Source organism: Curtobacterium sp. AC273, from assembly GCF_979253735.1.
On sequence record NZ_CEEDDU010000002.1, the window covers coordinates 275,858 to 290,942 of the forward strand.

The following is a 15,085-nucleotide window of genomic DNA, read 5'->3' on the forward strand; positions in this document are numbered from 1 at the left end:
GGTCGGCGCGCCGTGAACCTGTGGGCGCGCTCACCGCACGGTGCGCCGGACGTGCGGCGCGCCTCCAGGGCGGCTACGCGCGTTTGCGCAGCTTGCGTCGTTCACGCTCGGACAGGCCGCCCCAGATGCCGAAGGGCTCGTCGTTCTCGAGTGCGTACTCGAGGCACCGCGACCGGACCTCGCACGAGGTGCAGATCTTCCTTGGCCTCGCGCGTCGAGCCGCCCTTCTCGGGGAAGAACGCCTCCGGGTCGGTCTGCGCGCACAGCGAGTCCACCTGCCACGCGAGCGGGTTCTCCTCGTCGTCGGTCTCCGGCCGTCGGACACCCGGGACGCCGAGCGCGACGGGGTCGACGTGCCAGTCCTCCGGTACTCCGGCGTGGAAGTCGGAACCGTTCACCCTGATCACCCCTGACGTCTCGATAACGGGACCACAACAATTGCTGTCGTGCCTGTAATTACAGCGGTGTCATTCGCGAGAGTCAAGTCGCGGATCATAGAAGGTGCTGCCGGTTCCGGCGTGTCATGTCCCCCGTACGGGCGTGTCGCGCCCGGTCTGTCCGGGCTTCGGGGGACTCCGGACCGGTGGCTTCCGCGGCGTCCGGGGCGTCAGCCGATGCGGCGGCGGGCCTCCCACGCGCTGGTGACCATCTCGTCGAGCGTGTGCCGCATCGCCCAGTCGAGGTCGCGCGCCGCGGCCTCGCCGGTGGCGACGATCCGCGCCGGGTCCCCGGGGCGACGCGGGGCGACCTCCGGTTCGAAGGCGATGCCCGTGCCCGTCGCCATCGCGTCCATGATCTGCCGGACGCTGACGCCGTCGCCGCTGCCGAGATTGTAGGCACGCTCGAGGGTCTCCCCCGCCTCGAGCTTCTGCGCGGCCACGGCGTGCGAGCGCGCGAGGTCGGCGACGTGGATGTAGTCGCGCACGCAGGTGCCGTCTGGTGTGTCGTAGTCGTCGCCGTTGATCCGCGGCGTGCGGCCGGCCAGCAGCGCCTCGAACACGAGCGGGAAGAGGTTGTGCGGGCTGGCGTCGTATAGGTCCGGCTCCCCCGAGCCGACCACGTTGAAGTAGCGGAGCGACGTCGTGGTGAAGCCGGCCGCCACCTCCATGTCGCGGAGCAGCCACTCGCCGATGAGCTTCGACTCGCCGTACGGCGACTCGGGGGCCTTCGGGGTCTCCTCGACGACGGTCTCGACGTCCGGGGTGCCGTAGACGGCGGCGCTCGACGAGAACACGGCCTTCGTGACGCCGTTCTCCGCCATTGCACGGAGCAGGGTCACCATGCCGGTGACGTTCTGCTCGTAGGTGTGCAGCGGCCGCTCGACCGAGACCCCGGCGTACTTGAAGCCGGCGACGTGCACGACGCCGGTGACGTGGTGGTCGCGCAGGGTCCGCGCCACGAGGTCCCCGTCGAGGATCGACCCCTCGACGAACGGCACGTCCTCGGGCACGAACGCCCGGAACCCACTGGACAGGTCGTCCAGTGCGACGGTGTCGATGCCCGCCGCGCGCAGCGCTCGGACGACGTGGGACCCGATGTACCCGGCACCGCCGGTGACCAGCCAACTCATGCTGGCCACGCTATCGGAACGGATCACCCAGCGCTTCGCCGCGGCGTGCGGCTTCACGCACCGGTTGCGATGAACACCGTCGACGTGATGCCGTCGGTCGAGTCGGCCTCGACCGTGACGTCGCCCTCGTCCGGCGTGATGAAGCAGGACTCGCCCTGGCGCAGGAGCGTCGCCGAGGTCGCACCGACCAGGGTGACCACCCCGGCGGTGCAGATCGCGATGGACGGCCCGGTCAGCGGCGCGACGCCGCCCGAACCCAGACCGACCGGGCGACCGTCGCCGGTGACGCGCAGCAGGGCGAAGCCGACGCCCTCGGGCGCGAAGCGGTCGACGCCCGGTCCCGCCACCACCGGCTCGAGGACCGGCGCGGGGTATGCGGTGAAGTCGAGGACGTGCAGGAGCTCCGCCACGTCGACGTGCTTCGGCGTGAGTCCACCGCGGAGCACGTTGTCCGAGGGTGCCATCAGCTCGATGCCGAGGCCGTCGAGGTAGGCGTGGATGTTGCCGGCGGGCAGGTACATCGCCTCGCCCGCGGACAGGGTGACGCGGTGCATGAGGAGCGACACCACGACGCCGGGGTCTCCGGGGTACGCATCGGCGAGGTCACGGACGGTCGCGGTGTTCGGCGTCTGCGCGTCGTCCGGCAGCGCGGCGGCGAGGTCGCTCGCGGCCTGCACGACCGCCAGGGCCGAGGCGTCGGCGGTCTCGAGCCAGCGCACGGTGTCCTCGAGCCCGTGCTGCAGGTGCACGTGCAGCGGCCCGAGGCGGCCGGTGCCGGCGTCCAGCAGGTCGACCTCGGCCAGGGTCTCCTCGACGGGACGGAAACCGCTCAGCGCCTCGAACCGCTCGCTCAGGGCGACGACGAGCTCGGGCTTCGGGAACGGGTCCTTGTAGTTCCGCGCCGGGTCGTCGATCGGGATGCCGGCGGCCTCCTCGCGCTCGAACCCCTCGCGCGCCTGCTCGGGCGTCGGGTGGGCCTGCAACGAGAGCGGGGCCGCGGCGGCGAGCACCTTGAGGAGGAAGGGCAGCCCCGTCCGGTCGGCGCCGAGGGCGGTCTCCGGCTCGGCGGCGATCCAGTCGAGGAGCGTGTCGGCACCACCCACCATCGCGGGGTTCACGACGACGCTCGGGCTGCCCGGGTGCGCACCGAGCCAGAGCTCGGCCTGCGGTGCGCCGGTGACGGTGCGGCCGAGGAGCTCGGGGATCGCGGTGACGGAGCCCCAGGCGTAGTCGCGGGGCGTGTTCGTGATGCCGAGGAACATGGGCCGAGCCTACCGGCGCTGCCGTCCGCGTCCGAGTCGCGCCCGCCGACACCCGCGTCGGACCGAGCCCCGACACTAGGATCGCCTCGATGGCTGCAAGCACGGTGGAGTCGCCCACCAGACGATCCCTCCGCTCTGCATCCCCCCGGTCGTCGGACCCGACCCGGTGGGACATCCAGGGGCTGCGGGCCTTCGCGGTGCTCTCCGTCGTCCTCTACCACCTGTGGCCGCACCGGCTGCCCGGCGGCTTCGTCGGCGTCGACGTGTTCTTCGTGATCTCCGGGTTCCTCATCACCGGCCACCTGCTCCGCGAGGTCGCCGCCACGGGCCGGATCGGACTCGCAGGCTTCTGGTCGCGACGGGCGAAGCGACTGCTGCCGGGGGCGTTCCTCACGATCCTGGCGACCGGCACGGCCGTGCTCGTCTGGGTGCCGAGCGCGCTGTGGGGGCAGTACGGGCGCGAGCTCATCGCCTCGACCGTCTACGTGCAGAACTGGCAGCTGGCCGCCGACTCCGTCGACTACCTGGCGCAGGGCAACCAGCCGTCGCCGTTCCAGCACTTCTGGTCGCTGTCGGTCGAGGAGCAGTTCTACATCGCCCTCCCGCTCGTGCTGCTCGCAGCGCTCTGGGCCGCGCGCCGCGCCGGCGGACCGGTGCGTCCCCCGTCGCCGTCGCGCAGGTGGTGCTCGGCGCCGTGGTCGTGCTCTCCCTCGCCTGGAGCATCGTGCAGACCACGACCGCGCCGGGCGTCGCCTACTTCTCGACGGCGACCCGGGCGTGGGAGTTCGCGCTCGGCGGGCTCGCCGCGACGATCCCGCTGACGGCGCCACGCACGACGCCGGCCCGGACGGTGCGGGTCGTCGGTGCCTGGCTCGGGGTCGCCGGGCTGCTCGCCTCGCTCGTCGTGATCACGGGCAGCACGCCGTTCCCGGGCATCGCGGCCGCCCTGCCGGTCGTCTCCGCCGGGCTCGTCGTGCTGTTCGGGGCGCACTCCGGTCTGCAGCGGGTCGGACGGATCGCGCCGATCGGGTTCCTCGGTCGGATCTCCTACGCGGTGTACCTCTGGCACTGGCCGGCCGTCGTCATCCTGCCGATCGCGCTCCGGCACGAACTGACGATCAAGGACAAGGTCGCGATCCTCGTCGGCGCGGTGGTCATCGCCTCGGTCACCACGCTGTTCATCGAGGAGCCGCTCCGCTTCTCCGGGTGGGTGAAGGCGCTCAAGCCGCGACGCGTCGCCCTCTACGGCGCACTGAGCACCCTCGTCGTCATCGCGCTCGGGGCCGCGTCGCTGACGGCGCTGCACGTCCAGCAGGTGCAGGCGGCCGAGTTCGCCGCGAAGCTCAGCAGCGGCGACGTGCGGTGCTTCGGTGCCGCGGCTCGGATCGCGTCGGCCGATCCGTGCGTCAACCCGGCGCTCGCGGACGTCCGGGTCCCCGCCGCCGCGAACGCCGTGGACGACGACGCGAACCGGGACGCCTGCTGGTCGAGCACCTCGAGCGCCTTCAACGTCTGCTCGCTCGGTCCGAGGACCGGGTACACGGAGCACCTCATCGCGATCGGTGACTCGCACAACAACGTGCTGGTGGACGCCTACGAGCGCATCGCCAAGGAGCGGAACTGGCGGATCGACGTCGCCGGCCACCAGAGCTGCTACCTGACGACCGCCCACCAGCCGGCGAGCACCGACCAGCAGCGGGTCTGGTGCGAGGACTGGAAGCGGGAGGCGATGACCTACCTCCGCACGCACCCGGACCTCGACGGGGTGATCGCCACGCACTCGACCGGCAACATGCCCGTGCAGCCCGGACCCGGGCAGACTGCGGACGACGCGGTCGTCGACGGCTTGGTGCAGGCGTGGGGCGCCGCCGCTGACGCGGGCATCCCCGTGCTGGCGCTCCGCGACAACCCGACCGCGCGCCCCGACGTGGTCGCCTGCGTGGCGCAGATGACCGGCCCGACCACCGCGGACTGCGACTCCAGCCGTTCGGTCGGCCTCGGACTGTTCGACGGTTCGGCCGAGGCGGTCGCGCGGATGCCGGGTGCGGCGCGCCTCCTCGACCTGACCGACTCGTACTGCACCGCGAGCCGCTGCCCCGCGGTGATCGGCGGGGTCCTCGTGCACCGGGACCGCACGCACCTGACGAACACCTTCGCGAAGACGCTCGCGCCGTACCTCGGCGACGAGATCGCCGGCGCGCTCCGGTCGTTCCGGAAGTAGCGTCCGTCGTTGAACACGTACCCTGGCTCCGTGACGAACACCTGGCCGATCTCGCGCGGCACCGTACCCGAGCGCGAGGCGTTCGCCTTCGGCGCCACGATGCTGTTCGTGCTCTTCGCCGGCGACGCCGTCCCCAACTCGCTGACCTGGGTGGGCGCCGGCATCCTCTGGGCGCTCGTCGCGGCCTGGGGCGTGACGATCCTCGTCCGGGCACGGCCACCGATCACGCGGACGCCGCGGTCCCTCTGGTTCTTCCTGGCCTGGTGCCTGGTCTCCGTCGTCTGGTCGAACTGGCGGCAGGCGACGATCCCGAGCATCACGGTGCAGGTGATCTGCGCCGCGATGGCCTTCACGGTCGCCTCGACGCTGACCTGGCGCCGCATCCTCGACGCGCTCAGCCTCGCGTTCCGCTGGGTGCTCATGCTGTCGCTCGTGTTCGAGGCCGTCGTCGCCGTGGTCGTCCGGCACCCGATCGTGCCGATCTGGACCGACTACGGCGACCGGGACATCCCGGACGCCTTCTACTTCTCGCGTGCCGAGCTCTTCACCGGTGGTCGCATCCAGGGACTGCCGGGCAACGCGAACCTGCTGGCGATGGTCGCGCTGCTCGCCGCGATCGCCGTGGCGGTGCAGTTCGCCGAGGGGCGGATCAGCCGGAACCGGACGATCGGCTGGCTCGTCGTCGCCGGGGTCGTCCTCGCCCTGACGCGGTCGTCGACCGTCCTCGCGGCGACCCTCGTCGTCGTGGTCGCACTCGTCGTCGCCCTCTGGATCCGCCGCGTGCCGACCGAGCGGCGGACCCCGCGGTACCTCGTCGTCCTGGTCGGCGCAGTGGTCGTCGCGGTCGTGGGCTTCCTCGCGCGCGGACCGTCTCGGAGCTGCTCGGCAAGGGCGCGGACGCGACCGGCCGCGGCGAGATCTGGGAGCGCGTGCTCGGGCTCGTCGACCAGCACCCCGTCATCGGCTGGGGCTGGATCGGGTACTGGTGGCCGAGCATCCCGACCCTGGCGGACCTGGCGCACCGCAAGGGCGTGACCTACCTGCAGGCGCACGACGCGTACCTCGACGTGTGGATGCAGACCGGGATCATCGGGCTCCTGCTGTTCGCGCTCTACGTCCTCACGACGCTGAACCGTTCGTGGTCGTCGGCGACCCGCATCGGCTACGACGCGTCCCTGGCGCCGCGGCCGTTCGACCCGGTGTCGCTCCTGCCGCTGCTGGTCGTCGTCGCGCTGCTCGTGCAGTCCGTCGCCGAGTCCCGCCTGCTGTACCAGGGGAACTGGGTGCTGTTCGCGCTCATCGCGATCAAGTCCCGCATCGTCCTGGTCGGCGACGAGCCGCTGTCCACGGGCGACGGGCCGCGCACGCCGCCCGCTCGCCGCGAGTTCCGCCAGGCCACCACGCGCTGACCCGCCCCGGGGTCGGCCGCCGGTCGCCGGTCGCCGGTCGCCGAGTCTCGCGGCCAGGGCCAGCGCGCACGCGCCCAGCGCCAGCGCGCACACGGCGCCAGTGCGCACACGGCGCCAGCGCCCACGCGGGCCGGAGCACACGCCCGCCGGCGCGCGTGCGGGGCCAGCGCCAGCCCCGCTCCTCAGGGCCCGAGCAGCTTCGCGCACGGCACCTGCGCCGTCCACGGCGCCTTCCGGACCTCGACCGTCCGCGCGGGGTCGCCCTCGCACGCCGCCACCGCCGCCGGGATCTGCGTCGCCCACACCGGCCCGTCGCTGCGCCGCGTCGGACCGGGCGCGACGTTGCCGACCGTCGCGACGACCACCACGGCGACCACGCACCAGCCGGCGGCCGATGCGAGGAGGCGAGCCGCGCCTCCAGGCCGGTGCCCGTCCGCCCTGCCGGGGGCGCCGACGAGCACGCTCGCCGCGACCACCGCGGCGGTGAGGACCAACAGGCCGGACGCCGCGGCGTAGCGCAACGGCGGGACGGCCGCGAGCCCGACCACCGGGTGTGCCCACGCCTGCGCCGCGCCGCCGTTGGCGAGGAGCGCCGCCCACCACACCGCTCCCGACGCCGCGGCGAACGCCACGATGATCCAGCGCGCACGCCGATCACCGACCACGACGGCGGCGACCAGCACGGCGACGAGGAGGACGGCGGGGACCAGCGCTGCAGCCCAGCCGTGCGCGACGACGGTCCGGACCGGCGCGCCCACGTCCGGGTTCCAGAGCGCCGCGAAGGGTTGCAGCACCCAGCCGGCGACCACGTCGGGGAACGACGGCGACCCGGGCACCGAGGTCCGGCGGTCGGTGAACGCGGTGACCACCTGTGCGGCCACTCCGGCGAGCGCGACGACCGTCACCGGGGCGACTCGCGCCCGCGCCGGCCCACCTCGTCCCGCCGCGTCGGCCGTGTCGGGACGGACCGGGAACCACGCGAGCAGCAGGAGCGGCAGGAACAGCACCGTCAGCAGCTCGCTCAGCACGACGAACGCCGTGACGACCGCCACCGCACCGGGAGGCCCACCAGGACCGCGGGCGGTACGCGAACAGCCACGGCGTCGCCGCGAGCGCGAACCAGTGCAGGTTGGCGGCGTTCCCGCTGATCTCGTACGGCGCGAGCGGCAGCAGGGCCGGGAGGAGGGCGAGCAGCACGCGGAACGGCCACGCCGGCACGACGTCGCGGGCGCAGACGAAGACCACTCCGGCGAGGATCCCGACGACGATGCACGCCCCGCCGGACAGCACGAGCGCGTAGTCGGCGACGGGCAGCGCCCAGCCGAGGTCGACCAGCAGCCGCGGCAGGAGGTGCAGGTAGCCGGCGTACGGGTGCAGCAGCGAGTCGACGGGTCCGAGGGCGATCCGCTCGCGGAGGAAGATGCCGCCGTCCTCCGCCCAGACGGTCCCGCGCGCCTCCGGGCCGAGCCGCCACCACGCGATCACGACCGACGCGAGTCCGACGAGGACGGCTGCGCCGGCCGCGCCGAACGTCCGGATCCTGCCCGAGGCCGTGCGCGTGGTGCGCTCCATGGTGACCCGACGGTAGTCGACATATGCCGTATCTGCAATATCGACGCTCCGCTATCGACGGAACCGTCCCCAGCATGGGTCGCGATGGTCCCGCACCGAGGTCCGTACGCCAAGATGGACGGGTGACGGACGGACGGCTGACGAAGCGCATGCTCGCCAGGCGCTACCTCTCCGCCTGGATCGGGTTCTCCGCCGGCGGGCGGTTCAGTCAGGCGCTCGCCACCGTCATCGTGTTGTTCGCCTTCGGCCAGCCCACCGTCGCCGCGCTCGTCGGTCGCGCCGGGGTCTGGGCCGTGCTCGTCACGCTCTTCGTCCTGGCCGGGCTGAGCCTGCTCGGCCAGCGCTACCGGATCGAGCGGCACGGGGTCCTCCCCCTGTCCCTCATGGCGTTCGTCGGGTACTGCGCGCTGAGCGTCCTCTGGAGCGAGTACTCCTGGGTGGCGCTCCGCGGACTCGTCGGCACGGTCTGCTTCATCGGGCTCGGGCTCTACCTCGCGCTCGGACGCGACCTGGTGCAGGTGATCCGCGCCTCCGGCGACGCGTTCCGGATCCTGCTCGTCACCGCGCTCGGCCTCGAGGTCCTGTCCGGCCTCGTCCTGGACACCCCGATCCCGGCGTTCGGCATCCAGGGGAACATCGCGTACGGCGGGCCGATCCAGGGCATCGGCGGCACCCGCAACTTCATGGGCTTCATCGCCGCGATGGCGCTCGTCACCTTCGTGGTGGAGTTCCTCACCCGCTCGGTGACGATGTGGCGCGCCATCGGCTCGACCGCCCTGGCCGTCATCGCGCTGATGCTCGTGCAGTCCCCCATCACCGGACTGGCGATGATCGCCCTCGCGATCACCGCGCTGGCGCTGTGGTCACTCCGGCACGCGCGTCCCACGACGCGGCCCGTCGTGAACGGTGTGCTCGGCGGGGCCGTGCTCCTGATGATCGTCGTCGGTGTGATCGGCCGGCACCGGGTGCTCGCCGAGATCGGTGCGGCCGGCGGCACCGCCACCCGGCTCGACCTCTGGTCGCAGATCCGGGTCTTCGTCGCGCAGTTCCCGATCCAGGGCTGGGGGTGGGTCGGTACCTGGCCGCACGAGCCCGTCGTGCCCTACGTCACCTTCATCGACCCCGATGGTCGGCCCTTCACGTCCGGCCTCAACGCGTTCGTGGACGCCTGGCTGCAGATCGGGCTCGCCGGCACGATCCTCCTCGGGGTCACCGCGCTCCTCGCGTTCGCCCGTGCCTGGGTCACCGCGACGACGTTCCCCGGGGTCGCCTACGTTTGGCCAGCCGCCGTCCTGGTGCTCCTCGGCGTCACGAGCACCGCGGAGAGCTACCTGCTGCACGGCGCCGGGTTGATGGTCTTCGTGGCCGTGCTCGTCATCGCCGCCCGACGTCGGTCGTGGCGACGGCACCCGCCACGCACCTGACCCGGCCTGGAGGCGCGGCGCACCCCCGCCACGCCCGCCACCACCCGACGGATCCGCCGCCGACGTGTGTCCGCGGACGTACATCCGCTCAGGTTCCGTCCGGCGTCGTCGGCTCCCCCTAGACTGCCAGCGGTCGTCAGGGGGACGGCCCACGCACGAGAAGGACCTCCATGCGCCTGGCCCAACGGTTCGCGATCATCCTCTCCGTCGTGGCGGTGGCCGTCGGGGCCGTCGTCGTCGGCCCGGTCACCGCCGCCGAGGCCGCAGCACCCGCGACCGGACGCTTCACGCCGCTCGACACGGTCCGCTCGTGGACCGGCACCGGCCGGACGACCCCGACCACCGTGCAGCTCGGCGGCCGGACGGGCGTGCCGGCCTCCGCGACGGCGATCGTCGTGAACGTCGAGGTCGAGGAAGCCCACCGCCGCCGGGACCGCCCGCGTGACCCCGGCCGGTGTCGGCACGGCGGTGACGTCGCAGGCGTTCCGCAGGGGCCAGACCGTGTCCGCACCCGCAGACGGTCCGGCTGGTCGGCGGCAAGGTGCAGGTCCAGCTGTCGGCCGGCACGGCGACGGTCTACCTCGACGTGTCCGGCTACTACGCGAACGGCTCCGGGGCGACCTTCACGCCGCTCAACGCCGCGCGCGTCTTCAACAAGCGGGTCGGCACGACACCGACCAAGGTGCCCCTCGCCGGGCACGCCGGCATCCCCTCGAACGCGACCGCCGTGGCACTCAACACCGAGGTCGGGACGCCCAGCGCCAACGGGTACGTCCGTGTGACGCCCGCCGACAAGGACGCCAGGGTCGCGGCGCAGGTCTTCACCAAGGGCACGACGATCTCGAACCTGGTCATCGTGAAGCTCTCGGGCGGGGGCAGCGCAGGTCAAGGTCTCCAGCGGCACGGCCACGGTCTTCATGGACGTCGCGGGCTACTACGCGAACACGTCGACCGGGTCGGTCTTCGTGCCGATGAACCCGGTGCGGGCCGCGTCCACCACGCTGACGACCACGCCGCGCACGATCCGGCTCTCCGGCACCGCCGGCGTCCCCGGCACGGCCACCGCCATCGTCGCGACCGCCACGACCTCGCGGACCACCGCTGCCAGCTACCTGCGCTTCACCCCGGCCGGGCAGGACCCGCAGGTCGCCACGCAGGTGCTCGGAGCCGGCCAGACGCTGGGCAACGCGGTGATGACGAAGCTCGTCGGGTCGAGCGTCGACCGGCGCGCGCAGGCGAAGGTCTCGAAGGGGACGGCAGCGCTGACCGTCGACGTCGCCGGGTACTTCATGAACGGGTCGAGCGGCTCGGGCTTCGGTGCGGACGTCTCGTGGCCGCAGGGCGGGAACGCGAGCACCTACCCGAAGAACCAGGCGTTCGGCATCGTCGGCGTGAACGACGGACTCGCGAACACGACCAACCCGTACCTCGCGCAGCAGCTGACGTGGGCGAAGTCGTCCGCGGGCGGCACCTCACAGCCGAAGGTGCAGCTCTACGTGAACACCGCGAACCCGGGCCAGTACTTCGCGGACCACCCGACGACGTCGCGGAGCTCGTGGCCGACGAGCAACGTCGACCCCGGTGGGACGAAGGCCGCGAACCCGTACGGCACGTGCGTCGCCGGGACCGTAGCGCTCACCTCGACGCAGTGCTCGTGGATGTACGGATGGAACCGGGCCTACGAGGACGCCAACGTCCGCGGTGTCCCGTCGCCGGGCTCGTACCGGTGGTGGCTCGACGCGGAGACCGACGGCTCGTGGCAGAAGACGACCACCCTGAACCGAGCGACACTCGAGGGCATGGCCGCCTACTTCACGAAGATCGGCGGTTCCGTCGGTGTCTACTCCTCCCCGTCGGAGTGGACGACCCTGTTCGGCGCCGTGCCGTCGACCAGCCCGCTCTACAAACTGCCGACGTGGCGTGCGATCGGGAGCGCGTCCGCGGCGAGTGCCCAGGCGGCCTGCTCGTCAGCGCCGTACGTGACCGGAGGCCGGACCACCATGGTCCAGTACGTGAGCGGGACGACGGACTACGTCGTCACGTGCGTCTGACGCGGCGCGACAGCACGCGCGGCGCCCGCCCTCCACGCCGTCGAGGGAGCAGGAATCGTCGGCTGCTCCCGAGCGACGCGACGTTTCCTGCTCCCTCGACGGCGGGCGCTCGCGGGCGCGCGCGGGCGTGGGCGGTGGCGGCGGGCGTCAGCGTCAGCGACGGCGACGGAAGCGCCGCTCGACGCCCCACTGGGTGACCCGCAGCATGGCCTCGACGACGATCGAGCGGCTCATCTTGGAGACACCGTGCACGCGGTCGCGGAACCGGATCGGCACCTCGACGATCCGCCCGCCGAGGTCGTCCACGCGCAGCGTCATGTCGACCTGGAAGCAGTAGCCCTTCGAGTCGACCGAGTCCAGGTCCATCCGGGCGACGGTGTCGGCGCGGTAGACGCGGAACCCGGCGGTGATGTCCCGCACGTCGATCCCGAGCACGAGTCGAGCGTAGGTGTTCGCCCCGCGGCTGAGGGCCTGGCGTCGGAGCGGCCAGTCCACCACGGACCCGCCGGGGACCCAGCGCGAACCGATGGCCAGCGCGACACGGTCGTCGGCGCGCACGGCGTCGACGAGCGCGGGGAGTCGGTCGGCCGGGTGCGAGCCGTCGGCGTCCATCTCGACCAGCAGGGGGTAGCCGCGCTCGAGCCCCCACCGGAATCCGGCGACGTACGCCGTGCCGAGGCCGAGCTTGCCGCTCCGCTCCAGCAGGTGCACGCGGGGGTCGGCAGCGGCGAGCTCGCGGACGATGTCGGCGGTGCCGTCGGGGCTGCCGTCGTCGACGACGAGCAGGTGCGCGGTGGGCAGGGCGTCGAACACCGCCGACGTGACGGTGCGGACGTTCTCGGCCTCGTCGTACGTGGGCACGATGACGAGCGCCGAGGGATCCCCCGCGGTCACCGGTTCGTCAGCCGGCGCTTGATCTTGCCCGCGACGCTGCGCGGGCCTTCGGTGCGGAAGTAGTGCACCGCACGGCCGAGGTCGTGGCGGACGCCGTAGAGCTTCTTGCGGTCCGGCACCCGGACACGCATCTGGTGGGCCTCGATCTGCGCGCTCGTCTCGCGGACCGACTTGTCGGCGGCACGGACGGGGTTCCGGCAGAACTCGACGAGCGGGGCGAGGACGTTCTCCCACGTGAACTGCTCGCGCACGCGGTCGACGTTGCCGATGAACTCGGCACGGGCCTTCTTGTCGAAGAGGGCCGTCTCGAGGGCGTCGGCGAGCCCGTCGATGTCCTGCTCGTGCACGGCGATCCCGAGCTTCTCGGCGGCGACCAGGTCGCCGAACGAGTCGCCGGCGGTCGTCACGATCGGCAGGCGCGCCCACAGGTAGTCGAGGATGCGCGTGCGGAACGAGAACGTGGTCTCGAGGTGCTCGTAGTGCGTCGACACCCCGGCGTCGGCCTCGAGCAGGTAGGCGCCGCGCTCTTCGTAGGGGATCCAGGCCTCGTTGAAGAACACGTTCTTGCCGGTGAGGCCGAGCGCGTCCGCCTCGGCGCGCACCTTCGCGACGATGTCCATCTCGGGCACGTCAGGGTTCGGGTGCTGTACGCCCATGAAGAAGAGCTTGACGTTCGGACGACGCCCGGCGAGCTGCCCGATCGACCGCACGAGCGTGATCGGGTCGAACCAGTCGTAGATGCCGCCGCCCCAGACGACGAGCTTGTCGTTCTTGCCGATGCCCGGCACGACGCCCTTCACCCGCTGCTGGTCGTGGACGGGCGGCGTCGAGGAGAGGCCGAACGGCACGACGCCGATGAGCGAGCGGAGGTCGGGGTCGCGCGAGTAGGTGCGCGCGTTCACGCGACCGGAGCCGGCGAGCTGGCCGAGCCAGAACATCCGCTGCCGCTCGGACGCGCAGATGAAGTAATCACCGAGCTCGAGCTGGTGGTTGAGCGTGTCGGACGCGTCGAGGATCTGCCGGTTCCACTGGTCGACGTCGTCGCTGCGGCCCTGCTCGAGCTGCTCGAGGTGCAGCGGGTCGTAGACGTCCACCACCAGGATCTTGCGCGTCGACTCGAGGACCGGGAACAGCCGGAGCGCGTGGCCCTGCACGATGACGACGTCGGCCCAGGCCTCGTGCTCGACCATCTGGCGCGGGTGACGGTGCGGCACCGTGACGACCTCGTACGACGGGTCGATCGGCGAGGAGCGGGTCAGGCTGATGACGCGGACGTCGTGCTCGTTCGCGAGCTGCTTCGCCATCTGGGTGGCACGGATCGCCGGACCGGCCATCTTCTCGCCGATGGAGTCGCCGGTGATGATGAGGATCCGACGCCGGGTGCCGACCTCGAGCACGCCGAGGGAGTGCACGATCTTGTCGTAGCCGGCGAGGTAGTTCTCGATCGGGTACGCGGGCTCGTCGCGGTTGCCGAACAGGCGGAGGAGCTCGCGGTCGCTGCGGACACGGGTCGCCTGGATCTCACGACGGGACTCGGTCATCGACGGCAGCTGCTCGACGAACTGGTCGACGCCGTAGATGCCCGCCATGCTCGTCTTCGGCACCGGGATCGTCGGCACGGCGTCGTCGCCGGGGTTCCGCAGGTCGAGCTCCGTCGAGTCGAGCTCGCCACGACCGACGGCGCGGCGGACCGCCAGGGCGAGCGACCCGGGCGAGCGCGGCGGCGAGCTGCTCGTCGCCGAGGTTCTTGTAGAGCGTGAAGAGGGCGTTCCGCTCGAGGAGGTACGTCTCGCGGAAGTCCCCGAACTTGTTCATCGACGCGTGGTGCTTGTGGAACGCGACCGACTTCGGCTGGTACCGGAAGCGCCAGCCGAGCAGGTTGAGCCGCCAGCCGAGGTCGACGTCCTCGTAGAACATGAAGTAGCGGTCGTCGAAGCCGCCCAGCTGCTCGAAGAGCTCTGCGCGGATGAACATCGCCGCGCCGGTGCCGAACAGCACGTCCGTCTCGGACTCCCAGCGGCCGGTGTCGGGCGACCCGGCGAAGGGCTTGTAGCCCATGCCGTACCAGGTCATCGCGGCCTCGGTGAAGTCGACGTTGACGCCCTCCCAGTCGAGGACCTTCGACGCGACCGCGCCGATGTCGGCGCCGGACGCGAACGGGCCGCCATGGCCTCGCGCACCCAGCCGGTGTCGGGGCGGGCGTCGTTGTTGAGGAACGCCACGATCTCGCCGGAGGAGTGCTCGACGCCGAGGTTGCAGCCGCCGGTGAAGCCGAGGTTCTGGCCGGAGTCGACGAAGGTGAAGTCGAGGTCGGAGGCCTTCAGCCGGCCGACGTGCTCCGCACCCGAGCCGTTGTCGACGACGATCACCTCGAGCCGGTCCTGCGGCCAGTCCTGCTTGCGGAGCTCGGCGATGCTCGTCAGCGTGTCGTCCGTGCCCTTGTAGTTCACGAGGACGACGGAGACGACTCCGGCTTGCGCTCTGTCACGGCGAGTTCCTCCAGCGGCTGCCGCACACGCGGCGTGGATCATCGGTGGTGCGACCGTCGGGGGTGCCCGTCGGCCGACATCACCCTACAAGGCAGAGCACGCCGCTCCCCTGAGATCGCGGTGGGTTCGGGCACAATGGCACACGGCCCCCACCCGGCCACCCCAGCCCGCCGCGCTCCGGTCCGACCCGTCG

General features: G+C 72.0%; 15 protein-coding genes and 1 pseudogene. 7 read left to right on the top strand and 9 right to left on the bottom strand.

The features are described 5' to 3' along the window. Positions 1–73: 73 nt before the first annotated feature. The 3 genes and pseudogenes from ACZ8AI_RS04300 to manA form a co-directional block, all read right to left on the bottom strand. Positions 74–407, bottom strand: a pseudogene (locus ACZ8AI_RS04300) (WhiB family transcriptional regulator). A 200-nt stretch (positions 408–607) separates the two neighbouring features. Next, on the bottom strand, positions 608–1,570 hold the full coding sequence (gene galE / locus ACZ8AI_RS04305) for a UDP-glucose 4-epimerase GalE (protein WP_464856764.1): 963 nt from the start codon (positions 1,568–1,570) through the stop codon (positions 608–610). Between the two features lie 53 nt (positions 1,571–1,623). Beyond that, the gene (gene manA / locus ACZ8AI_RS04310; protein ID WP_464856766.1) at positions 1,624–2,832 is read right to left on the bottom strand and encodes a mannose-6-phosphate isomerase, class I; all 1,209 of its coding nucleotides are present in this window, start codon (positions 2,830–2,832) and stop codon (positions 1,624–1,626) included. A gap of 89 nt (positions 2,833–2,921) precedes the next feature. Here manA and ACZ8AI_RS04315 point away from each other — a divergent pair, with 89 nt between their 5' ends. Genes ACZ8AI_RS04315 through ACZ8AI_RS04330 form a run of 4 tightly spaced genes read left to right on the top strand, consistent with a single transcriptional unit; the run spans position 2,922 to position 6,462 of the window. Then, positions 2,922–3,653 carry an acyltransferase family protein gene (locus ACZ8AI_RS04315; protein WP_464856768.1) on the top strand — a complete coding sequence of 244 codons (732 nt, stop codon included), beginning with the start codon at positions 2,922–2,924 and terminating at the stop codon, positions 3,651–3,653. Then, on the top strand, positions 3,557–5,053 hold the full coding sequence (locus ACZ8AI_RS04320) for an acyltransferase family protein (protein WP_464856874.1): 1,497 nt from the start codon (positions 3,557–3,559) through the stop codon (positions 5,051–5,053). The genes ACZ8AI_RS04315 and ACZ8AI_RS04320 overlap by 97 nt, the downstream gene beginning before the upstream one ends. A gap of 30 nt (positions 5,054–5,083) precedes the next feature. Beyond that, a complete protein-coding gene (locus tag ACZ8AI_RS04325) occupies positions 5,084–6,088 on the top strand; it encodes a hypothetical protein (RefSeq protein ID WP_464856770.1) in 1,005 nt (334 codons plus the stop codon). Continuing rightward, positions 5,983–6,462, top strand: a complete 480-nt coding sequence (locus tag ACZ8AI_RS04330) for an O-antigen ligase family protein (protein ID WP_464856772.1) — start codon at positions 5,983–5,985, stop codon at positions 6,460–6,462. The genes ACZ8AI_RS04325 and ACZ8AI_RS04330 overlap by 106 nt, the downstream gene beginning before the upstream one ends. A gap of 182 nt (positions 6,463–6,644) precedes the next feature. Here ACZ8AI_RS04330 and ACZ8AI_RS04335 read toward each other — a convergent pair whose 3' ends face one another. Together ACZ8AI_RS04335 and ACZ8AI_RS04340 are read right to left on the bottom strand one after the other, a co-directional pair. Next, positions 6,645–7,145 carry a hypothetical protein gene (locus ACZ8AI_RS04335; protein WP_464856774.1) on the bottom strand — a complete coding sequence of 167 codons (501 nt, stop codon included), beginning with the start codon at positions 7,143–7,145 and terminating at the stop codon, positions 6,645–6,647. Continuing rightward, positions 7,117–8,034 (bottom strand): hypothetical protein, encoded by a 918-nt coding sequence (locus ACZ8AI_RS04340; protein WP_464856776.1) that lies wholly within the window; start codon positions 8,032–8,034, stop codon positions 7,117–7,119. Before ACZ8AI_RS04340 ends, ACZ8AI_RS04335 begins: the two co-directional genes overlap by 29 nt. Before the next feature lie 122 nt (positions 8,035–8,156). Between ACZ8AI_RS04340 and ACZ8AI_RS04345 the strand changes: the two genes are divergently transcribed. From ACZ8AI_RS04345 to ACZ8AI_RS04355, 3 genes are all read left to right on the top strand, one after another. After that, complete coding sequence (locus tag ACZ8AI_RS04345; protein WP_464856778.1) at positions 8,157–9,458, top strand: O-antigen ligase family protein; 1,302 nt, start codon at positions 8,157–8,159, stop codon at positions 9,456–9,458. 170 nt (positions 9,459–9,628) lie between these two features. Continuing rightward, positions 9,629–10,240, top strand: a complete 612-nt coding sequence (locus ACZ8AI_RS04350; RefSeq protein ID WP_464856780.1) for a hypothetical protein — start codon at positions 9,629–9,631, stop codon at positions 10,238–10,240. A 135-nt stretch (positions 10,241–10,375) separates the two neighbouring features. After that, entirely contained in the window at positions 10,376–11,509 is a 1,134-nt protein-coding gene (locus ACZ8AI_RS04355; protein ID WP_464856782.1) for a hypothetical protein, read from the top strand. Positions 11,510–11,662: 153 nt separating this feature from the next. Here the strand turns inward: ACZ8AI_RS04355 and ACZ8AI_RS04360 are convergent, their stop codons facing one another. The 4 genes from ACZ8AI_RS04360 to ACZ8AI_RS04375 are packed head-to-tail and all read right to left on the bottom strand — an operon-like array spanning position 11,663 to position 14,934. Further along, positions 11,663–12,403: a polyprenol monophosphomannose synthase gene (locus ACZ8AI_RS04360; protein ID WP_464856784.1), complete on the bottom strand. Its 741-nt coding sequence runs from the start codon at positions 12,401–12,403 to the stop codon at positions 11,663–11,665. Next, on the bottom strand, positions 12,400–14,007 hold the full coding sequence (locus tag ACZ8AI_RS04365) for a glycosyltransferase family 4 protein (protein WP_464856786.1): 1,608 nt from the start codon (positions 14,005–14,007) through the stop codon (positions 12,400–12,402). Before ACZ8AI_RS04365 ends, ACZ8AI_RS04360 begins: the two co-directional genes overlap by 4 nt. Further along, positions 13,925–14,476: a glycosyltransferase family 2 protein gene (locus ACZ8AI_RS04370; protein ID WP_464856788.1), complete on the bottom strand. Its 552-nt coding sequence runs from the start codon at positions 14,474–14,476 to the stop codon at positions 13,925–13,927. The genes ACZ8AI_RS04365 and ACZ8AI_RS04370 overlap by 83 nt, the downstream gene beginning before the upstream one ends. Further along, entirely contained in the window at positions 14,473–14,934 is a 462-nt protein-coding gene (locus tag ACZ8AI_RS04375) for a glycosyltransferase family 2 protein (protein ID WP_464856790.1), read from the bottom strand. The genes ACZ8AI_RS04370 and ACZ8AI_RS04375 overlap by 4 nt, the downstream gene beginning before the upstream one ends. Positions 14,935–15,085: the final 151 nt, after the last annotated feature.